We start from the raw sequence: 20,891 nt of genomic DNA, 5'->3' as shown, positions 1-20,891 counted from the left end.
CTTGCGAATGCCGCGGCCGAGATCCGCGCGCGATCCAGCGGGCCGCTGCGGCTGCTGGGCACCACCGTCGCGCTGGCGATCCGCGAGATCCGGCGGCATCTGCTGCGATCCTTCCTGACGATCCTCGGCATCGTGATCGGCGTCATGTCCGTCGTGACGATGGTGACGCTGGGCAATGGCGCGACCGCCGCCGTGCAGGAAAGCATTTCCAGCCTGGGCGCCAACATCCTGCAGATCCGGCCCGGCCAGGGTTTCGGCCGGGGCGGCGGCGGGCCGCAGCCGCCCGATTTCAAGGAACGCGACGTGGAGGCGATCCGTACCCAGATAGCGGGGGTGCGGGCGGTGGCGCCGCAGGCGCAATCCACCGGCGTGGCGATCCGCAACGCGGCCAACTGGTCCACGACGATCAACGGCACGACCGACGATTATTTCACCGCGCAGCAGTGGAACCTGAGCGAGGGGCGCATCTTCACGCCCGCCGAGGAGCAGGCCGGCAAGGCGGTGTGCATCCTGGGCAGCACCGTGGTGCAGAACCTGTTTCGCCGCGAGGACCCGATCGGCCAGCGCTTCCGCGTGAAGGACGTATCCTGCGAGGTGATCGGCACGCTGACGACGCGCGGGCAGGGCGGCTTCGGCAACGATCAGGACGACGTGATCATCATGCCGATCAAGACGGTGCAGCGCCGCTTCACCGGCAATCGCGATATCCGCAACATCATGGTTTCGGTGGACGAGGCCTATGATTCCACCACCGTGCAGGAAAGCATTTCCAAGCTGCTGCGCGAGCGGCGGAACATCACCGGCGCCAAGGAAGACGATTTCAACATCTTCGACACCAAGCAGATATCGGAGACGCTTTCCGGCACCACCCAGATATTGACCGCGCTGCTGGGCGCGGTGGCGGCGGTGAGCCTGCTGGTGGGCGGCATCGGCATCATGAACATCATGCTGGTTTCGGTGACGGAACGGACCCGCGAGATCGGCATCCGGCTGGCGATCGGCGCGGTGGGGCGCGAGGTGCTGCTGCAATTCCTGGTGGAATCGGTGGCGCTGGCCTGCCTTGGCGGCATCATCGGGCTGATATTGGCGCTGATCGCATCGATGGCGCTGGCGCCGGTGCTGAAGGTGCCCTTCATCTTCGATCCGCAGATCAACCTTTTGGCCTTTGCCTTTTCGGCGGGGATCGGCGTGATCTTCGGCTATTTCCCGGCGCGGCGGGCGGCCTCGCTCAATCCGATCGAGGCTTTGAGGCACGAATGATGCGCTGGTCCCCGCTGGTCCTGCTGGCGATGGCGGCCGCCATGCCGGCCGCCGCCAAGCCGAAGCTGCCGCCATGCCCGCCCAAGGGGCCGCAGCTCTTCATCGCGCCCATGGGCGAGCCGTTCCGCGCCGGGCCGGTCGATCCCTATCCGGTGGGGCTCTGGTTCGCCAAGGCGGACGGGGACGGCGACGGGCGGCTGACGCGGGCCGAGTTCCTGGCCGATGCCGATCGCTTCTTCGCGGTGCTGGATGCCGACAGGGATGGCGAGATCATCCCGGACGAGGTGATCCGTTACGAACGCGATATCGCCCCCGAAATCCGGCTTTACGCGCGGGGCCCAGGAACGGGGATGGGCAACCGCAAGATCAAGAAGAAGGACATCCCGGCCTATGGCGCGCCGCTGGGAGCGGGGCGCTGGTCGCTCATCAACATCCCCCAGCCGGTGATATCGGCGGATGAGGATTTCAACCGGGCGATCACGCTGGCCGAGTTCCGATCGGCGGCGCAGCAGCGCTTCACGGGCCTCGATACCGCCAATGCCGGCGCGCTGACACTGGCGGGATTGCCGATGACGCCGGCGCAGGCGGCGGCCACCAACTGCATGCCGGCCGATCCGGCGCCGGAGGCCCCGGCACGGGGGAAAGGGCGATGACCGAAGCGGCACCGCGCATCATCGTCGTCGATGACGATGCCGAGCTGAGATCGCTGGTGGCGGATTTCCTGACCGCCAACGGCATGGAGGTGGCGAGCGCCGCCAACGGGCAGGAGATGGACGCGCTGATGGCGGAGCGGCGCTTCGACCTCGTCGTGCTCGACCTGATGATGCCGGGCGAGGACGGGCTTTCGATCCTGCGCCGGCTGCACAAGCCCGGCGGCCCCGGCGTTATCATGCTTTCCGCCATGGGCGAGGATACCGACCGGATCATCGGGCTGGAGGTGGGCGCGGACGATTATCTGCCCAAGCCCTGCAATCCCCGTGNGCTGCTGGCCCGCGTCCGTGCCGTGCTGCGGCGACGGGCGGAGCAATCGGGGGCGTCGACGGGGCCGGTGCGCCGGTTCGGCGACTGGACGCTCGATATCGTCGACCGCAGCGTATCCCGGCGCGGGCAGCCGCCGGCGCCGCTGACCGACGCCGAATTCCGCACGCTCAACGCCTTTCTGGATCGGCCGCAGCGCGTGCTGACCCGAGACATGCTGATCGAGCATGGCAAGGGGCTGGACAGCGACGTGTTCGATCGCGCCATCGACGTGACGATCAGCCGCCTGCGCAAGAAGCTGGGCCATGACGATCCGATCCGCACCATCCGCAACGAAGGCTATATGTTCACGCTGAAGGTGGTGGACGAGTGAGGCTGCCGCGCCCTCGCGGGCTGCCGATATTCTGGCAGACCCTGCTGCTGGTGCTGGCAAGCCTGGCGGCATCGCAGATCGTGACGCTGGCGATGTTCGTCGTGCTCGATCCGCCCCGGCCCGATTTCAACCGGCTGGGCGACGTCGCCGATGCGCTGGCGGGCGGACGGCGGGAGCGCGGCGACCGCGAAAGGGTGCTGATCGTGCAGGATCGCCGCCCCATGCCCGTGCAGGCGCCAGGGATGACGAGCGATCCGGCCTTCACCCGCAGGCTGGCCGATCGGCTCGGCCGGCCGGAAGCGCAAGTGCGGCTGTTCTTCGAGCCGGATCAGCGCGCTTCCTTCGGTAACGATCGCCACCGGCATGGCGACCGGCTGGTGCCGATGCGGCGCGGCGAGCCGTTGTTCTTCGGGACGGTGACGGCGGCAGTGGAGCGCGCGGACGGCTGGCGGGTCGTCAACACGCCGCCGCGCCCGCTGATCGCGGCATGGCAGCGGCGCATCCTGCTATGGTTCGCGCTTTCGGCGATCGCCCTGCTGCCGCTGGCTTGGTGGTTCGCGCGGCGGTTGACCCGGCCGATCCGCCGCTTCGCCGATGCCGCCGAACGGATGGGGCACGATCCCCTGGCGCCGCGCGTGGCGGAGGAGGGGCCGGCCGAACTGCGCCAGACCGCCCACGCGCTCAACCTGATGCAGGAACGGATCGCCGCCTATGTGGCGGAGCGGACGGCGATGATCGGCGCGATCGCGCACGACCTGCGCACCCCGCTCGCCCGCATCGCCTTCCGCATCGAGGCGGCGCCGGACGACGTGCGCGACAAGGTGCAGGCGGATATCGAGCAGATGCGCGCCATGATCGCGGCCACCATCGGCTTCGTCCGCGGATCGACCAGCAGCAACGAGATCGCCGATGTCGAGCTGGGATCGCTGCTGGAAGGGCTGGCGCATGACGAGGCGGACATGGGTCGCCCGGTTTCGGTGGGGCGGATCGATCCGGTGCAGGTGCGCGGCGACCGGCTGGCGCTGGCCCGCCTGTTCCAGAACCTGATCGACAATGGCGTGACCTATGGCGAACGGGTGGAGCTTTCCCTGGTCCGCGAGGGGCAGGAGGCGGTGGCTATCGTCGCCGATCGCGGGGCCGGCATCGACGAATCCCAGATCGACCGGCTGTTCCAGCCCTTCGAGCGCGGCGATCCATCGCGCAACCGCCAGACGGGCGGCATCGGCCTGGGGCTGACCATCGCCCGATCGATCGCGCGCGAGCATGGCGGCACGCTGATCCTCCGCAATCGCGCGGGCGGGGGGCTGGAGGCGGTGTGCCGGCTGCCGGTCCGCAACGCGGGCGCCTGACCGGCGGACGGAAAAAGGGGCCGCGGATATTTCCACGGCCCCTCCCGAATGAATTGCCCCTGAGCGTCGGGCGGTCCGGTCCGCCCTTCCGCGCCTAGCTGAAGGAAAGGACCTGGCGGCGCCGGCGCATGCTGGTGCCGACCACCCCGAAGCCGACCAGCAGCATCGCCCAGGTCGTGGGTTCCGGCACGGCGTTGGCGGCGGTTTCCACCGTCACATTGTCCAGCAACCAGTCCGACGGGTTGTTGAGGAACGAGAAGGCCAGGTTGAGTGTGTCAGACGTGGCGAGCGCCTCGATCGTGAACGTGCCGTAATCGAACGCGACGAAATTGTCCGGCAGGCTGAAGGTTTCATCCCCCAGCGTCACGCTGAAGGCGTTGTTGCCGCTGGCATTCGTATTGCCGGGGGCATTGGCCAGAACGAAGGTCAGGGTATAGGTCTGGCCGGCGACCACGTTCAGGACCTGGCTGAGCGTGCTGCCCGTCAGGGTGCCGAGCGCGGCCGAATAGGTGCCGTCATAGACATGGCCCGGTGCCGTGAACACATTGTCGGTGGCGAAATCCCCACCCTGGGTCCAGCCGGAGAAGTCGCCGGTTTCGAAATCCCCGTTGGTGACGAGGGCTGCCTGCGCCGGCGCCGTGCCGATCCCTAAAGCCAGCAGAGCCGGAAGCGCGAGTTTTCTTAAAGTCCCCATATTCCTGATCCTTTTTTCACAGGCGGGCCCCCTCGCTCGAAGGGAGTGCTACTCTTGTGATCTATTGCGACGCAACATCCGGCGGGGCGATTTCGGGGATTTTGCGCCGTCCGGTGGGAAAGGGCGGATGGGTGGATGTAATCTGCCTGTCATTTATCCCATAAATTCAGTCGGATAAATGACACGCTTTGCCGCTTTCGAACGATGGAGGCGTCCGGCGTCCGTTCGGTAAATCGTTGCAGGGCAACAAAAGTCGGTTCCCGGGCGTCTTCCTCTTTTGGAGGGAAGATCGGCCTCCGAAGGCCGATTATCGCCGTTGAAACAATGTTGCGTCACTGTATAATATTCGACAAAGCGACACCTCCCGACTTTCGGGAGTGGCAGGCGCTGTGCGGCCGGAATGGCCGGTAAGTGACGGGAGAGATTGGACGGTGCCAAACGACTCGGACAGGCGCAACCTGCGCCCCTTGAGCCTGCATGTGCCGGAGCCGCGATTCCGGCCCGGCGATGTCGTGGATTTCAACGATTTCGAGATTCCGGCGGCGGGATCGGTGGACCGCCCGGCCATCGATGCCGATCCGTCGGCGATGACGGGCCATGCCTATACGCTGGTCCGCGTGCTGGACGATGAGGGCCGCGCGATCGGCCCATGGGACCCGAAGCTTTCGCCAGAGCGGCTGATCCGCATGCTCCGCCACATGGCGCTGACGCGGGCCTATGACGATCGCATGTATCGCGCCCAGCGCCAGGGCAAGACCAGCTTCTACATGAAGTGCACCGGCGAGGAGGCGACCGCGATCGGCGCCGCTTATGCGCTGGCTGGCGACGACATGGTTTTCCCCAGCTACCGCCAGCAGGGCATATTGATCGCGCGCGATTGGCCGCTGATCGACATGATGTATCAGGTCTATTCGAACAAGGGCGATCGGCTGAAGGGCCGGCAGATGCCGATCATGTATTCGGCGCGCGATGCCAGCTTCTTTTCGATATCGGGCAATCTCGCCACCCAATATCCGCAGGCGGTGGGCTTCGCGATGGCCAGCGCGGCGAAGGGCGATACCCGCATCGCCGCCGCCTGGTGCGGCGAGGGATCGACGGCGGAGGGCGACTTCCATTCGGCGATGACCTTCGCCTCCGTCTATCGCGCGCCGGTGATCCTGAACGTGATCAACAACCAGTGGGCGATCTCCTCCTTCTCCGGCTTCGCGGGCGCCGAGGCGACCACCTTCGCGGCGCGCGCGGTGGGCTATGGCATTGCCGGCCTGCGCGTGGACGGGAATGACGCGCTGGCCGTCTATGCCGCCACCGAATGGGCGGCGGAGCGGGCGCGCAACAATTACGGCCCCACCCTGATCGAACATTTCACCTATCGCTCGGAAGGGCATTCCACCTCGGACGATCCGACCAAATACCGGTCGGCCGAGGAAAAGGTGAAATGGCCGCTGGGCGATCCCATCGCCCGCCTGAAGCAGCATCTGATCCTGATCGGCGCCTGGGACGAGGATCGCCAGGCGGCGATGGATGTCGAGGTGGCCGAGGAAGTGCGCGCCGCCCAGAAGGAGGCCGAGAAGCTCGGCATCCTCGCCGATGGGCTGAAGCAGCCGTTCGACAGCATGTTCGAGGATGTGTTCGAGGAAATGCCCTGGCACCTGAAGGAGCAGCGCGACCAGATGACCGCGGAACGCGAGGCGGCCGGCATATGAGCGATACGTCCACCAAGACCATGAACATGATTCAGGCGATCAATTCCGCGCTGGACGTGATGATGGCCCGCGATTCCGATATCGTGGTGATGGGCGAGGATGTCGGCTATTTCGGCGGCGTCTTCAAGGCGACCGAAGGCTTGCAGGCGAAGCACGGCAAGACCCGCGTGTTCGATACGCCGATCACCGAATGCGGCATCATCGGCGTCGCCGTCGGCATGTGCACCTACGGCCTGCGGCCGGTGCCGGAGATCCAGTTCGCCGATTATATCTATCCGGCGCTGGATCAGATCGTCTCCGAAGCGGCGCGGCTGCGCTATCGTTCGGCGGGCGAGTTCACCGCGCCGATCACGGTGCGATCGCCCTTCGGCGGCGGCATCTTCGGCGGGCAGACCCATTCGCAGTCGCCCGAGGGCATCTTCACCCACGTCGCCGGGCTGAAGACGGTGATCCCGTCCAACCCCTATGACGCCAAGGGCCTGCTGATCGCCGCGATCGAGGATAATGATCCGGTGATCTTCTTCGAGCCGAAGCGCATCTATAACGGTCCGTTCGACGGCAATTATGATCGCCCCGTCACGCCCTGGTCGAAGCATCCGACCAGCGCGGTGCCGGAAGGCTATTACAAGGTGCCGCTGGGCAAGGCGGCGGTGGTGCGGCCGGGCAATGACGTGACCGTGTTGGCTTATGGCACGATGGTGCATGTCGCCGCCGCGGTGATCGAGGAAAAGGGCATCGATGCCGAACTGATCGACCTGCGCACGCTGGTGCCGCTGGATATCGAGACGATCACGGAATCGGTGAAGAAGACCGGGCGCTGCGTGGTGGTGCATGAAGCGACCAAGACCTCCGGCTTTGGCGCGGAGCTTTCGGCCCTCGTGCAGGAGCATTGCTTCCACCATCTGGAAGCGCCGGTGCAGCGCGTGACCGGATGGGACACGCCTTACCCCCATTCGCTGGAATGGGCCTATTTCCCGGGGCCGGTGCGGCTCGGCGAAGCGCTGAAGCGCGTGATGCAGGATTGAGGATGATGGCAAGGTTCACGTTCAAGCTGCCGGATATCGGCGAAGGCATCGCCGAGGCGGAGATCGTCGCCTGGCACGTCGCGGTGGGCGATGTGGTGGAGGAAGACCAGCCTCTGGCCGACATGATGACCGACAAGGCGACGGTGGAAATGACCGCGCCCGTCGCCGGTAAGGTGGTGGAGATTGGTGGCGGGGTGGGCGACATGCTCGCCATCGGTTCCGCGCTCGCCATATTCGAGGTGGAAGGCGAGGTGGCCGAAACCGCCGAGGCAGTGGCCAGCGCGCCGCAGCCCGCCTTCGAGGCCGCGCCCAACGAGGCGGCGCAGGTGGTGAAGCCCGATCCCGTGCCGGAACCCCAGCCCGCGCCGGTTGCGGCGGTGCCCGCCACGCCGGAGGCGGCAGTGGCACCGGCGCCCACCAGCGAGGCGGAGCATGGCCGCAAGCCGCTGGCGTCGCCGGCGGTGCGGCAGCGCGCCAGCGATCTGGGCATCGACCTTGCGCTGGTGAAGCCGGCGCAGGGCGATCGGGTGCGGCATGCCGATCTCGACGCCTTCCTCACCTACAGCCAGGGCTATCGCCCTGCCGGGCACGCGCGGGCCGACGAGGCGATCCGGGTGATCGGCATGCGGCGGCGGATCGCGGAGAATATGGCGGCATCCAAGCGCCACATCCCGCACTTCACCTATGTCGAGGAAATCGACGTCACCAAGCTGGAGGAGCTGCGCGCGGACCTGAACGCCACGCGCGGCAACCGGCCGAAGCTGACGATGCTGCCGCTGCTGATCGTCGCGATCTGCAAGGCGCTGCCCGATTTCCCGATGATCAACGCGCGCTATGATGACGAGGCGGGCGTGGTGACGCGCCACGGCGCCGTCCACCTCGGCATGGCGACGCAGACCGATGCCGGGCTGATGGTGCCGGTGATCCGCGACGCGCAGGATCGCAACGTCTGGCAGCTTGCCGACGAGATCCGCCGGCTGGCCGATGCCGCGCGCAACGGCAAGGCGAAGTCGGAGGAGCTTTCCGGCTCGACGCTGACGCTCACATCGCTCGGTCCGCTGGGCGGCATCGCCACCACGCCCGTCATCAACCGGCCGGAAGTGGCGATCATCGGCCCCAACAAGGTGGTGGAACGGCCCGTGATCCGCGACGGCGAGATCGCGGTCGCCAAGCTGATGAACCTTTCCATCTCCTGCGACCATCGCGTCGTCGATGGCTGGGATGCGGCGAGCTTCGTGCAGGCGCTGAAGCGGCTGCTGGAGACGCCGGCGCTGCTGTTCGTGGATTGAGATTTCCGCCATCCCGGCTTTCGTCGGGATGACGGTCATCGGCTGGTGAACGCCGGCCGTTGCATCCCCCGATAGGCCCAGTTATGTTCCCGATCTGTTCGGGATCGGGAGCATCATGGCCAAGCCCCAGAAGCGTTATGTCTGCCAGGCATGCGGCAGCGCCACGAGCAAGTGGCAGGGCCAGTGCGTGGATTGCGGCGAATGGAATTCGCTGGCGGAGGAAGCATCCAACGTCACCGTCTTTTCCGCCCGGCATGACCTGCGGACCGGCGGCCGCGTGTTCGAGCTGGCGGGGCTGGACGCGGACGTGGCCTTGCCGCCGCGCATGGCGACGGGCATCGCCGAGTTCGACCGCGCGCTGGGCGGGGGGCTGGTGGCCGGCTCCGCCACGCTGATCGGCGGCGATCCGGGCATCGGCAAATCGACCCTGCTGCTGCAGGCGGCCGCGCGGATCGCCATGGCCGGCGGCGATGTCGCTTATATTTCGGGCGAGGAAGCGGCCGATCAGGTGCGGCTGCGCGCCCGCCGGCTGGGGCTGGGCGACGCGCCGGTGAAGCTGGCCTCCGCCACGTCCGTCCGCGATATCCTGGCGACGGTGGGGCAGGGGCAGGCGCCCGCGCTGCTGGTGATCGATTCGATCCAGACGATGCATTCCGACGTGATCGAAGGCGCGCCGGGCACGGTGAGCCAGGTCCGCGCCTCCGCGCAGGAACTGATCCGCTTCGCCAAGGAACGGGGCACGGCCCTGATCCTCGTCGGCCACGTCACCAAGGACGGCACGATCGCCGGCCCGCGCGTGCTGGAGCATATGGTGGATACGGTGCTGGCCTTCGAAGGCGAGCGCAGCCACCAATATCGCATCCTGCGTGCGATCAAGAACCGCTTCGGCGGCACCGACGAGATCGGCGTGTTCGCCATGGCCGAGGGCGGGCTGGACGAGGTGACGAACCCCAGCGCCCTGTTCCTGACCCATCGGGGCGAGGAGATTGCCGGCGCCACGGTGTTCCCCGCGATGGAAGGGACGCGGCCCGTGCTGGTCGAGATCCAGGCGCTCGTCGTCCGCCTGCAGAGCGGGGCGACGCCGCGGCGCGCCGTGGTGGGCTGGGATTCAGGCCGGCTTGCGATGATCCTGGCGGTGCTGGAAGCGCGCTACGGGCTGAGCTTCTCCACGGCGGAAGTCTATCTGAACGTGTCGGGCGGCTATCGCCTGTCCGATCCGGCGGCCGACCTTGCCGTGGCGGCGGCGTTGATTTCGGCGCTGGCGGAACGGCCGGTGCCGCCGGACGCGGTGGCGTTCGGCGAAGTCGCCCTTTCCGGGGAGGTCCGGCCGGTGGCCCATGGCGGCCTCCGCCTGCGCGAGGCGGCGAAGCTGGGCTTTACCGGCGCGCTGGTGCCCAAGGGCAGCGAGAATGGCGCGCTGCGCCTCGCCGAATTCGCCACGCTGGGCGGGCTGGTCGATCACCTGCTGGGGCGGGGATAGGAAGATTTTATCGGCGGGATGGCGTTATGGGATCGCCAGTCGAACGGGAAATGCCGTAGCAGGCGTGCATGAATCTTACGGCACTCGATATCGTCGTCCTCCTGCTGATGGGCGGGGGCGCCATCATGGGCGGCCTGCGCGGCTTTTCGGCCGAGATGCTGTCGCTGTTCGCCTGGGTGGCGGCGATCCTGGCGGTGAAGGCTGGGCATGGCCCGGTCACGGCGATGCTGGCCGGCCCCGTCGGCACGCAAATGGGGGCGGCGGTTCTGGCCTTCGCCATCATCTTCCTGGCGGTGTTCGTCGCGGGCAAGCTGATCGCGGGGCGCATGGGCCGGCAGGTGCGGCAATCGGTGCTGGGGCCGGTGGATCGCGTGCTGGGCTTCGGCTTCGGCGGTATCAAGGGCCTGATCGTGGCGACATTGCTGTTCCTCGCCGTCGGGCTGGTGAACAGCGTGATCTACGGCGCGGCAGCCGAACGGCCGGATTGGGTGCGCGAATCGCGCACCTTCCCGCTGCTCAACGCCAGCAGCCGCGCCATCGTCGATTTCGTGGAGATGCGCACGCGTGGGCAGGATGACGGCAAGGCCGCGCAGGATAATGCCAGCGGCGGATAAATTCGCGCTGCGGGGGTGACGCTGGCGGGCTGCGGCGCCTAAATGGCGCTCATGTCGAGCGCGCTATACAATAAGGATATCCTGCGGCTGGCGACGGCCATTCCCCATCTCGGCCGGCTCGACCATGCCGATGCCAGCGTGGAGCGGCGATCGCCGGTGTGCGGCAGCCGGGTGACGGTGGATGTCGCCGTGGATGGCGAGGGCCGGATCGTCGCCCTGGGGCAGGATGTGCGGGCCTGCGCGCTGGGCCAGGCTTCGGCCGCGATCATGGGCGGCCACGCCATCGGCCGCGACGCCGCCGAGCTTGCGGCCGCGCGCGATGCGCTGGCGGCGTTCCTGGCCGGCGAGCGCGACGATCCCGGCGCGTGGCCGGGCCTGGATATCTTCGCGCCCGCCCGCCCGCACAAGGCGCGGCACGCATCCATCCGGCTCGCCTTCGAAGCCGTGGCCGAGGCCGCGGCCCGCGCTACGGAGACGGTGGCGTGAACGAGGAACATGTGACCACCCTGCTGCTGCGCGATGGCGTCGTGCTGCTCGGCACGGCGCTGGTGCTCGTCATCCTTTTCCGCAGGCTGGGGCTGGGCGCGGTGCTCGGCTATCTCGTCGCGGGCGCGCTGATCGGGCCGCAGGGGCTGGGGCTGGTGGGCGACGCCGAAGGCAAGCTTGGCATTGCCGAGCTTGGCATCGTGCTGCTGCTGTTCCTCGTCGGCCTCGACCTCCATCCCAGCCGGCTGTTCCGGTTGCGGCGGGACATTTTCGGATTCGGGCTGGCGCAGGTGGTGCTGTGCGGCGTGGCGCTTTCCGCCTTCCTGTTCGCCAGCACAGGATTTTCGATGGCGGCGGCGATCGCGCTGGGCCTGCCGCTGGCGCTCTCCTCCACGGCGCAGGTGCTGCCGATGCTGCGATCGGCGGGGCGGCTGAGCACGCCCTTCGGCGAAAAGGCTTTCTCGATCCTGCTGTTCCAGGATCTTTCGATCGTGCCGCTGATAACGATCATCGCGGCCCTTTCCCGCGCGCCGGCCGATCCTTCGGCGCCGCCGGGCTGGCTGCTGGCCGTCTATACCGTGGGGGCGATCATCGGCCTGGTGCTGTTCGGCCGGCTGATCCTGAACCCTTTGTTCCGCCTGATCGGCGGGCTGGGCGAGCGCGAGCTGTTCATCGCCGCCGGCCTGTTCACGGTGATGACGGCGGCCGCCGTGATGGAGGCGCTCCACCTTTCGACCGCGCTGGGCGCGTTCATCGCCGGCATGATGCTGGCCGATTCACCCTACAGGCATGAGCTGGAAGCCGATATCGAGCCGTTCCGCACGATATTGCTGGGCCTCTTCTTCCTCGCCGTCGGCATGCTGCTGGATCTTAACGCGGTGGCGATGCGCCCCGTCTTCGTGCTGTCGCTGGCGGCGGCCGTGGTGGCGATCAAGACGGGGGTGATCTTCGTGCTTGCCCGTCTGTTCGGCCTGGCGAGCCGGCAGGCCTTCGCGCTTGGCCTGCTGCTGAGCCAGGGCGGCGAATTCGGCTTCGTGCTGTTCGCCCAGGCGAAGGCGGCGCAGCTCATCGCGCCGGAGGCGGCCAGCCTGTTCGGCGCGGTCGTCACGCTTTCGATGGCTACCACGCCGTTCCTGATGATGTTGTCCCGTCGTTTCGTGAACAAGAAGGCGGCCGATCGGGGCGATCTGGAAGGGCCGCACGCGGGCGCGGAAGGATCGGCGATCGTCGTCGGCTATGGCCGCTTCGGGCAGACGGTGGCGCAGATGCTGATGGCCAAGGCGGTGGACGTCACGCTGATCGACAATGCGGCCGCGACGATCGATCGCGGCCAGGATTTCGGCATGAAGGTCTATTATGGCGACGGACGCCGGCTCGATCTGCTGCGGCTCGCGGGCGCCGAGACGGCCCGTGCGATCATCTTCTGCATCGACGATCGCACCCTGAGCCGGGACGAGCTGAAGACGGTGATGTCCGCCTTCCCGCATGCGGCGATCCTGGTGCGCGCTTATGATCGGCGGTCCCTGATGTCGCTGAGCGGCCTCGATCTGGCGGCATCGGTGCGCGAGATGTTCGAATCCGCGGTGCTGATGGGGCGGCATGCGCTGGAGGCCGTCGGCATTCCGGCCGAGGAGATCGATCGCGTCGAGGATGAGTATCGCGAGCGCGATGCCATCCGGCTGGAACTGCAAAGCCAGTCCGGCGATCTGCGCACCGCTAAGAACATGATGTTCCGGCCGGGCAATCCGATGGAGGAGATCAAGGAAGGATGAAACGCGGGGGATGGCTGGTGGCGCTGGCCGGGCTTTCGGGCGCGCTGGCGGTGGCGGCGGGCGCGTTCGGCGCGCATGGCGCATCGGGCAAGGCGGTGGAATGGCTGCGCACGGGCGCGACCTACCAGCTCGTCCACGCCGCCGCCGCGCTGGCGGCGCTGGGCCTGCCACGGGGCAGGGGCGCGGCTTTGCTGATGCTGGCGGGCGCGCTGGTCTTCAGCGGCACGCTCTACGCCATGGCTTTTGGCGCGCCGCGCTGGTTCGGCGCGATCACCCCGCTGGGTGGCGTCGCCATGATCGGCGGATGGCTGCTGCTGGCGCTGGCGGCGTTCCGGCGCTGAGATAGGGGGCCGCATCGGGGCGGCCCCGCCTTTTCAGAGGATGCCGGGCAGGTCGAGGCCCTTCTCGCGCGCGCAATCGATCGCGATGTCGTAGCCGGCATCGGCATGGCGCATCACGCCGCTGGCAGGATCGTTCCAGAGCACCCGTTCCAGCCGGCGCGCGGCGGCCTCGGTGCCGTCCGCCACGATCACCATGCCGGCATGTTGGGAAAAGCCCATGCCCACGCCGCCGCCATGGTGGAGCGACACCCAGGTCGCGCCGCTGGCGGTGTTGAGGAGGGCGTTGAGCAGCGGCCAGTCCGACACCGCATCCGATCCGTCCGCCATCGCTTCCGTCTCGCGGTTGGGGCTGGCGACGGAGCCGCTGTCGAGATGATCGCGGCCGATGACGATCGGCGCCTTCAGCTCGCCCGATGCCACCATCTCGTTGAAGGCGAGGCCCAGCCGGTGCCGGTCGCCGAGGCCGACCCAGCAGATGCGCGCGGGCAGGCCCTGGAAGTGGATGCGCTTGGCCGCCATGTCCAGCCAGTTGTGGAGGTGGGGATTGTCCGGGATCAGCTCCTTCACCTTGGCGTCGGTGCGGGCGATATCCTCCGGGTCGCCGGACAGCGCCGCCCAGCGGAAGGGGCCGATGCCCCGGCAGAAGAGCGGGCGGATATAGGCCGGCACGAAACCGGGGAAGTCGAAGGCGTTGGCGACGCCCGCTTCCAGCGCCATCTGGCGGATATTGTTGCCGTAATCGACGGTGGGCACGCCGGCGGCCTGGAAATCGAGCATGGCGCGGACGTGGACGGCCATGGACTGCTTCGCGGCCGCCGCGACCGAGGCGGGATCACGCTCGCGCGCTTCCGCCCATTGTTCCAGCGTCCAGCCGACCGGCAGGTAGCCGTTCACCGGATCATGGGCGGAGGTCTGGTCCGTCAGCAGATCGGGGCGCACGCCGCGCCGATAGAGTTCGGGCAATATCTCCGCCGCATTGCCGAGCAGGCCGACGGAGACGGCTTTCCTTTCGGCACAGGCCTTCTCGATGATCGCCAGCGCTTCCTCGATGGTCGAGGCGGCGTGATCGAGATAGCCGGTGCGCAGCCGCATCTCGATGCGCGAGGGCTGGCATTCGATGGCGAGGCAGGATGCGCCCGCCATCACCGCCGCCAGCGGCTGCGCGCCGCCCATGCCGCCCAGCCCGGCGGTCAGCAGCCATTTGCCCGAAAGATCGCCGCCATGGTGCTGGCGGCCCATCTCCACGAAGGTTTCGTAGGTGCCCTGGACGATGCCCTGGCTGCCGATATAGATCCACGACCCGGCCGTCATCTGGCCATACATGGCCAGCCCCTTGCGATCGAGCTCGTGGAAATGCTCCCACGTCGCCCAGTGCGGCACCAGGTTCGAATTGGCGAGCAGCACGCGCGGGGCATCGGCATGGGTGCGGAACACGCCCACCGGCTTGCCCGACTGGATCAGCAGTGTCTGATCGTCCTCCAGCCGCTTCAGCGTCTCGACGATCCGGTCATAGCTTTCCCAGTCGCGCGCGGCGCGGCCGATGCCGCCATAGACGACCAGTTCCTCCGGCCGTTCGGCGACGTCCGGATGGAGATTGTTCATCAGCATGCGGAGCGGGGCTTCGGTGAGCCAGCTTTTCGCGGAAAGCCCGGTGCCGGTGGCGGGGCGGATGACGCGGCTGTTGTCGGTGCGGGTCATGCTTGGTCCTTGGCGAAGGCGATGCAGGCGGTGAGCGCGGCGCGCAGCACGGCGGCGAGCGGCGCGGCGTGCGCGGGATCGAAGGGCGTGGGCCAGTTTTCGGGGGAGAAGGGGCTGGCGGGCTCGCCCATATAGCCCCGGCAGGCGAGCTCCATCTGGATGGCGTGGATGCCCTTGCCCGGCGCGCCATAATGGCGGGTGATCCAGCCGCCCTTGAAGCGCCCGTTGGTGACGCGCGAAAAGGCCGATGCGTCGCACGCCGCTTCCACGGCGGCGGCCAGCCCCGGCGCGCAGCTCAGGCCGTCATTGGTGCCGATGTTGAACTGGGGCAGCGCGCCATCGAACAGGCGCGGCACATGGCTGCGGATCGAATGCGCGTCGTAGAGGACGATCGCTGGATGGATGACGCGCAGCCGATCGATCTCGGCGCCGAGCGCGGCATGATAGGGATCGAAATAGCGGGTGCGGCGATCGGCGATCGCGGCTTCATCGGGTTCGGCGCCGGCCCGGTAGAGCGGCTCTCCGTCGAAGGTCTCGACAGGGCAGAGGCCGGTGGTCGCCTGCCCCGGATAGAGCGAGGCGCCGGAAGGATCGCGGTTGACGTCGATCACCGTGCGCGACAGGCGGGTGCGGACGGTGGTGGCGCCCAGATCGCGCGCGAAGGCATAGAGCCGGTCCACCCACCAATCGGCATCCTTGCGCGCGATCCAGGGCGATGCCAGCCCCGCCTCGATATCGGCCGGGATGTCCGCCCCCGTATGGGGGAAGCTGACGATCAGCGGCGCCGTGCCGCGATGGATTTCCAGCCAGTCCGTCATGCCACACCGGGCAGGGCGGCAAGCGCGGCGATCCGCCCGCCGGCCACCAGCGCGGCAGCGGCTGCGATATCGGGGTGGAAATGGCGATCCTCGCCCAGCGTGGGCACCTGTTCGCGCAGCAGCGCGCGGGCGGCCTCCAGCACGTCGCTGGACTTGAGCGGCGCGTGGAAATCGCATCCTTGCGCGGCGGCGAGATATTCGATCGCGATCACGCCGCGCGCATTTTTCGCCATCGCCAGCAGGCGGCGCGCGCCATGGGCGGCCATCGACACATGATCCTCCTGGTTGGCGGAGGTGGGGATGGAATCCACGCTGGCGGGGTAAGCGCGCTGCTTATTCTCCGAAACCAGCGCGGCCGCCGTCACCTGCGGGATCATGAAGCCCGAATTCAGCCCCGGATGGGGGGTGAGGAAGGCCGGCAGGCCCGAAAGCGCGGGATCGACCAGCATGGCGATGCGGCGTTCGGCGATCGATCCGATCTCGCAGATCGCCATGGCGATCATGTCCGCGGCGAAGGCCACGGGTTCGGCATGGAAGTTGCCGCCGGAAAGCGCCTCGTCCGTATCGGCGAAGATCAGGGGATTGTCCGAAACGCCGTTCGCTTCGGTGGCAAGGGTGTGGCCGGCCTGGCGAAGCAGATCGAGCGCCGCGCCCATCACCTGCGGCTGGCAGCGCAGGCAATAGGGGTCCTGCACGCGGGCATCGCCTTCGAGGTGCGAGGCACGGATGGCGGAGCCTGCCATCAGCCCGCGCAACGCCTCGCCCACCGCGATCTGGCCGGCATGGCGGCGGAGCGCGTGGATGCGGGGATCGAACGGCGCGTCCGATCCCTTGGCCGCTTCGGTGGAAAGCGCGCCGGTGACAAGGGCGGTTCGGAACAGGTTCTCCGCCTCGAACAGGCCGGCCAGCGCGTTGGCGCAGGAGAATTGCGTGCCGTTGAGCAGCGCCAGCCCTTCCTTCGGACCGAGCGTCAGCGGTTCGAGGCCGGCGGCGGCGAGCGCGGCGGCGGCGGGCATGGCGGTGCCGTCGCTGATGATCTCGCCCACGCCGATCATCGCGGCCGCCATGTGGGACAGGGGGGCGAGATCGCCGCTGGCGCCGACCGACCCTTGCGCGGGGATGACGGGGGTGAGCCCGCGCGCCAGCATGGTTTCCAGCATCGCCACCGTTTCCGGCCGGACGCCCGACGCGCCGTGGGCGAAGCTGGCGAGCTTCAGCGCCATCATCAGCCGGGCGATCGGCACGGGCATGGCGTCGCCAACCCCGGCGGCATGGCTCAGCACGATATTGCGCTGGAGCGTGGCGAGATCCTCGTCGCCGATGCGGACGCTGGCGAGCTTACCGAAGCCGGTATTGATGCCGTAGACCGGGGCGCCGCGGGCGAGGATGCGTTCGATCGCGGCCGCGCTGGCGGCGATGGCCGGCGCGGTAGCGGCATCCAGCCGCGCATTGGCGCCGCGATAGATGGCGCGCCAGTCCGCCAGCGTTGCTTCGTCGGCCTTGAGGATGATTTCGGTCATCGACCACTCCGGATACGGGCATGGAGCGGGTTGAACCCCATGCGATAGACAAGTTCGGCCGGCCGCTCGACCGACCAGATGGCGAGATCGCAGGCCTTGCCGGCCTCCAGCGTGCCGGTGCGATCCTGCAGGCCCAGCGCCCGCGCGGCCTCGCGCGTCATGCCGGCCAGGCATTCGGGCACGGTCAGGCGGAACAGGGTGGCGGCCATGTTCATCGCCAGCAGCGGCGAGGTGAGGGGCGAGGTGCCGGGGTTGCAATCGGTGGCGATGGCGATGGGAACGCCGGCGGCGCGCAGGGCATCGATCGGGGGGCGGTGCGTATCCCGCACGAAATAGAAGGCGCCCGGCAGCAGCACGGCGACCGTGCCGGCGGCAGCCATCGCCGCGATGCCGGCATCGTCGAGATGCTCGAGATGGTCGGCCGAAAGCGCGCCGTGGCGGGCGGCCAGCGCCGCGCCGTGGAGGTTGGAAAGCTGTTCGGCGTGGAGCTTCACGGGCAGCCCGCGGGCCTGTGCGGCCTCGAACAGCCGATCGACCTGCGCGGGCGTGAAACCGATGCCTTCGCAGAACGCATCGACCGCATCGGCCAGCCCTTCGGCGGCGACGGCCGGCAGCATCTCGTTCGCGACCGCGGATATATAGCCATCGGCATCGCCCGCATATTCGGGCGGCAGGGCATGGGCGCCGAGGAAGGTGGTGCGGACGGTGACGTCGCGTTCGCGGCCGAGCGCGCGGGCGGCGCGCAGCTGCTTCATCTCATGATCGAGGGCGAGGCCGTAGCCGGACTTGATCTCCACCGTCGTCACGCCCTCGGCGATCAGGGCGTCGAGGCGGGGGAGGGCGGAGGCGACAAGCTCCGCCTCGCTCGCCGCGCGGGTGGCGGCCATGGTGGAAAGGATGCCGCCGCCGGCCCGAGCGATCTCCTCATAGGAAGCGCCGGCCAGCCTCAGTTCGAATTCATGGGCGCGATCACCGCCATGGACGAGGTGGGTGTGGCAATCGATCAGGCCGGGGGTGATCCAGCGGCCCTCGCAGTCGATCGTCTCGATGGCGTTGAAGGCAGGGGCGTCGGCGGCGGGGCCGGCATAGAGGATCAGCCCGTCGCGGCAGGCGACGAGGCCGTCTTCCACCTCGCCCAGGCCCGGCAGGCCGGGCGCCAGCGTCGCGAGGCGGGCGTTGCGCCACAGGCGATCGCAACCTTCCGTCATCCGCCTCCCTTTCGCTCGACAGCAATAATGTCTATACATATTCGCGAACGAGGGAGCCTGTCCAGTGGAGCGAGAAAGCGATCTGAATTTCACGCATTTCGCGAGCCTGCTGCTGCCGGACGGCTGGGCGCGGGACGTGCGCGTCGGCGTTTCCGGCGGCCGGATCGCGCGACTCGAACGGGGCGGGGCGTCGGAAGCGGGCGACGCGCGGATCGCGATCGGCCTGCCGGGCATGGCCAACCTGCACAGCCATGCCTTCCAGCGCGCGATGGCGGGGCTTACCGGCCTGCGGGGGCCGGGATCGGACAGCTTCTGGACATGGCGGGAATGGATGTATCGCTTCGTCGGCCGGCTGACGCCGGACGAGGTGGAGGCGATCGCGGCGCTCGCTTATGTCGAGATGATCGAGGCGGGATATACCCGCGTGGGCGAGTTCCATTACCTCCACCACGACATCGGCGGGCGGACGTTCGCCGACCCGGCCGNGATGGCGGCGCGCATCGCGGCGGCATCCGAAACGGCGGGCATCGGGCTGACCCTGCTGCCGGTATTCTACGCGCAGGGCGGCTTTGGCGGCGCGCCGGCCGGGCCGGGGCAGGCGCGGNTCCTTTCCACTGTCGACAGCTATGCCGGCCTGATCGAGGCGAGCCGCCGGGCGCTGGCGCCGATCGCGGATGCCGTGACCGGCATCGCCCCCCACAGCCTGCGCGCGGTGACGCCCGACGCGCTGACGGCGATCCTGCCGCTGGCGGAAGGCGGGCCGATCCACATCCACATCGCCGAGCAGGTGCGCGAGGTGGAGGACTGCCTGGCGTGGAGCGGCCGGCGGCCGGTGGAATGGCTGTTCGATCACGCCCCGGTCGACGATCGCTGGTGCCTCGTCCACGCCACCCACATGACGGCGGCGGAGACCGGCAGGCTGGCGGCATCCGGCGCGGTGGCGGGGCTCTGCCCGGTGACGGAGGCGGACCTTGGCGATGGCCTTTTCCCGGCGATCGATTATCGGGAAGCGGGTGGCTGCTGGGGCGTGGGGACGGATTCCAACGTGCGGATCGATCTGGCCGACGAGTTGCGGCTGCTGGAATATGGCCAGCGCCTCCACCATCGCGCGCGCAACGTGCTGGCGGGGGAAAACCGTTCGGTCGGGCGTTGCCTGTTCGAGGAGGCGCTGCTGGGCGGCGCGCGGGCGACGGGCGCCGTGGCGGGATTGCGCGAAGGCGGCCCGGCGGACTGGCTGGCAATCGATCCGGCGCATCCGGCGATGATCGGCCGCGCGGACGATGCCGTTCTGGACAGCTTCATCTTCGCGGGCGGGCGCGATGCGATCGCGGGCGTGTGGCGCGGCGGCCGGCAGGTCGTGGCCGAAGGCGTGCACCATGCCCGCGCGGCCGTGACGGCACGCTATGCGGCGGCGCTGGGCAGGCTGCTTGCCGCATGACCACGCTCAACCGCCGCATCCGCGATTATCTGGAGGAGAAGATCCTCTCCGGGGCCTGGCCGCCGGGGCATCGCATCCCCTTCGAGCATGAGCTGATGGCCCGGTTCGATTGTTCGCGGATGACGGTGAACAAGGCGATCGCCGCGCTGGTCGAGGCGGGGCTGGTGGTGCGGCGCCGGCGCGGCGGCTCCTTCGTGGCGGAGCCGCGCGTGCATGCGCCGGTTCTGGCGGTGCCGGACATACGCGCCGAAGTGGAGGCACGGGGCCGCCGATACGGGCTGAAGCTGCTCGCGCGGCAGCGGCGCGCGGCCGATCCGCGATCCGAAGGCGAGGCGCAGCTCGCCCGCGGCGGAGACCTGATTGCGATCGATTGCCTCCACCTTGCGGATGATCGCCCCTTCGCGCTGGAGGAGCGCCTGATCGGCCTTGTCGCGGTGCCCGACGCGGCCGATGCCGATTTCGCGAAAGTGCCGCCCGGCACCTGGCTGCTGGATGCCGTGGCCTGGACGGAGGCGGAGCACCGCATCGCCGCCGTGAACGCCGATTCCCGGCAGGCGGCGCTGCTGGACATACCGCTGCATACCGCCTGCCTTTCGATCGAGCGGCGCACCTGGCGGGGCGAGATGGACGTCACCCATGTCCGCCAGATATATCCGGGATCGGACTATGATCTGGTCGCCCGGTTCACGCCGAAATCCTGATTTTCCGATCGGCTGCTGAGGCGGATTGGCAACGGTTTATCCGCAAAGCGTCAATTCGAACGTTTTGTAATGTCGGTTTGCGTATTGGGCCATTGACGCGCCCCCCCGATAGCTGCCAGAGGAAAGCCCACGGCCCGCCGCCCA

The 20,891-nt window shown here is 68.4% G+C and carries 19 protein-coding genes; 14 read left to right on the top strand and 5 right to left on the bottom strand.

Annotation, left to right across the window (positions count from 1 at the left end):
* The first annotated feature begins 51 nt into the window (after nt 1-51).
* The 4 genes from BHE75_RS12125 (at nt 52) to BHE75_RS12110 (ending at nt 3,960) form a co-directional block, all read left to right on the top strand.
* The gene (locus BHE75_RS12125) at nt 52-1,260 is read left to right on the top strand and encodes an ABC transporter permease (RefSeq protein WP_041865064.1); all 1,209 of its coding nucleotides are present in this window, start codon (nt 52-54) and stop codon (nt 1,258-1,260) included.
* Nucleotides 1,257-1,913 (top strand): hypothetical protein, encoded by a 657-nt coding sequence (locus tag BHE75_RS12120; protein WP_254684436.1) that lies wholly within the window; start codon nt 1,257-1,259, stop codon nt 1,911-1,913. The genes BHE75_RS12125 and BHE75_RS12120 overlap by 4 nt, the downstream gene beginning before the upstream one ends.
* Nucleotides 1,910-2,611 carry a response regulator gene (locus tag BHE75_RS12115; RefSeq protein WP_070934017.1) on the top strand — a complete coding sequence of 234 codons (702 nt, stop codon included), beginning with the start codon at nt 1,910-1,912 and terminating at the stop codon, nt 2,609-2,611. The genes BHE75_RS12120 and BHE75_RS12115 overlap by 4 nt, the downstream gene beginning before the upstream one ends.
* A complete protein-coding gene (locus tag BHE75_RS12110) occupies nt 2,608-3,960 on the top strand; it encodes an ATP-binding protein (RefSeq protein ID WP_070934016.1) in 1,353 nt (450 codons plus the stop codon). The genes BHE75_RS12115 and BHE75_RS12110 overlap by 4 nt, the downstream gene beginning before the upstream one ends.
* Nucleotides 3,961-4,054: 94 nt before the next feature.
* On the opposite strand, the gene BHE75_RS24990 is transcribed toward BHE75_RS12110, so the two are convergent.
* A complete protein-coding gene (locus BHE75_RS24990) occupies nt 4,055-4,654 on the bottom strand; it encodes a PEPxxWA-CTERM sorting domain-containing protein (RefSeq protein WP_015457091.1) in 600 nt (199 codons plus the stop codon).
* 431 nt (nt 4,655-5,085) lie between these two features.
* On the opposite strand from BHE75_RS24990, the gene BHE75_RS12100 reads away from it, so the two are divergent.
* From BHE75_RS12100 to BHE75_RS12065, 8 genes are all read left to right on the top strand, one after another.
* Nucleotides 5,086-6,357 carry a 3-methyl-2-oxobutanoate dehydrogenase (2-methylpropanoyl-transferring) subunit alpha gene (locus tag BHE75_RS12100; RefSeq protein ID WP_070934015.1) on the top strand — a complete coding sequence of 424 codons (1,272 nt, stop codon included), beginning with the start codon at nt 5,086-5,088 and terminating at the stop codon, nt 6,355-6,357.
* Nucleotides 6,358-6,377: 20 nt separating this feature from the next.
* On the top strand, nt 6,378-7,382 hold the full coding sequence (locus tag BHE75_RS12095) for an alpha-ketoacid dehydrogenase subunit beta (protein WP_015457089.1): 1,005 nt from the start codon (nt 6,378-6,380) through the stop codon (nt 7,380-7,382).
* Nucleotides 7,383-7,387: 5 nt separating this feature from the next.
* Nucleotides 7,388-8,671, top strand: a complete 1,284-nt coding sequence (locus BHE75_RS12090; RefSeq protein WP_070935806.1) for a dihydrolipoamide acetyltransferase family protein — start codon at nt 7,388-7,390, stop codon at nt 8,669-8,671.
* A gap of 115 nt (nt 8,672-8,786) precedes the next feature.
* Complete coding sequence (gene radA, locus BHE75_RS12085; RefSeq protein ID WP_070934014.1) at nt 8,787-10,151, top strand: DNA repair protein RadA; 1,365 nt, start codon at nt 8,787-8,789, stop codon at nt 10,149-10,151.
* Between the two features lie 68 nt (nt 10,152-10,219).
* Nucleotides 10,220-10,765, top strand: a complete 546-nt coding sequence (locus BHE75_RS12080) for a CvpA family protein (protein WP_015457086.1) — start codon at nt 10,220-10,222, stop codon at nt 10,763-10,765.
* A gap of 42 nt (nt 10,766-10,807) precedes the next feature.
* Complete coding sequence (locus tag BHE75_RS12075; RefSeq protein ID WP_191225187.1) at nt 10,808-11,251, top strand: iron-sulfur cluster assembly scaffold protein; 444 nt, start codon at nt 10,808-10,810, stop codon at nt 11,249-11,251.
* Entirely contained in the window at nt 11,248-13,023 is a 1,776-nt protein-coding gene (locus tag BHE75_RS12070; RefSeq protein WP_070934012.1) for a cation:proton antiporter domain-containing protein, read from the top strand. Before BHE75_RS12075 ends, BHE75_RS12070 begins: the two co-directional genes overlap by 4 nt.
* Nucleotides 13,020-13,364: a DUF423 domain-containing protein gene (locus BHE75_RS12065; RefSeq protein ID WP_015457083.1), complete on the top strand. Its 345-nt coding sequence runs from the start codon at nt 13,020-13,022 to the stop codon at nt 13,362-13,364. Before BHE75_RS12070 ends, BHE75_RS12065 begins: the two co-directional genes overlap by 4 nt.
* A 33-nt stretch (nt 13,365-13,397) precedes the next feature.
* On the opposite strand, the gene hutU is transcribed toward BHE75_RS12065, so the two are convergent.
* The 4 genes from hutU to hutI are packed head-to-tail and all read right to left on the bottom strand — an operon-like array spanning nt 13,398 to nt 18,608.
* Entirely contained in the window at nt 13,398-15,062 is a 1,665-nt protein-coding gene (hutU, locus tag BHE75_RS12060) for a urocanate hydratase (RefSeq protein WP_070934011.1), read from the bottom strand.
* Nucleotides 15,059-15,880: an N-formylglutamate deformylase gene (gene hutG, locus BHE75_RS12055; RefSeq protein WP_070934010.1), complete on the bottom strand. Its 822-nt coding sequence runs from the start codon at nt 15,878-15,880 to the stop codon at nt 15,059-15,061. Before hutG ends, hutU begins: the two co-directional genes overlap by 4 nt.
* A complete protein-coding gene (gene hutH, locus BHE75_RS12050) occupies nt 15,877-17,400 on the bottom strand; it encodes a histidine ammonia-lyase (protein WP_070934009.1) in 1,524 nt (507 codons plus the stop codon). The genes hutG and hutH overlap by 4 nt, the downstream gene beginning before the upstream one ends.
* Nucleotides 17,397-18,608 carry an imidazolonepropionase gene (gene hutI, locus BHE75_RS12045; protein WP_070934008.1) on the bottom strand — a complete coding sequence of 404 codons (1,212 nt, stop codon included), beginning with the start codon at nt 18,606-18,608 and terminating at the stop codon, nt 17,397-17,399. Before hutI ends, hutH begins: the two co-directional genes overlap by 4 nt.
* A gap of 82 nt (nt 18,609-18,690) precedes the next feature.
* On the opposite strand from hutI, the gene BHE75_RS12040 reads away from it, so the two are divergent.
* Together BHE75_RS12040 and hutC are read left to right on the top strand one after the other, a co-directional pair.
* Nucleotides 18,691-20,046 carry a formimidoylglutamate deiminase gene (locus BHE75_RS12040; protein ID WP_438830623.1) on the top strand — a complete coding sequence of 452 codons (1,356 nt, stop codon included), beginning with the start codon at nt 18,691-18,693 and terminating at the stop codon, nt 20,044-20,046.
* Nucleotides 20,043-20,747, top strand: a complete 705-nt coding sequence (gene hutC / locus BHE75_RS12035; RefSeq protein ID WP_070934006.1) for a histidine utilization repressor — start codon at nt 20,043-20,045, stop codon at nt 20,745-20,747. The genes BHE75_RS12040 and hutC overlap by 4 nt, the downstream gene beginning before the upstream one ends.
* Nucleotides 20,748-20,891: the final 144 nt, after the last annotated feature.

The sequence above is a fragment of the Edaphosphingomonas haloaromaticamans genome, from assembly GCF_001853345.1.
In the GTDB taxonomy this organism is placed as follows: Bacteria; Pseudomonadota; Alphaproteobacteria; order Sphingomonadales; family Sphingomonadaceae; genus Sphingomonas_E; species Sphingomonas_E fennica.
Note: the sequence above shows the minus strand (reverse complement) of the source record. Positions and strands in the feature narration are given on the sequence as shown.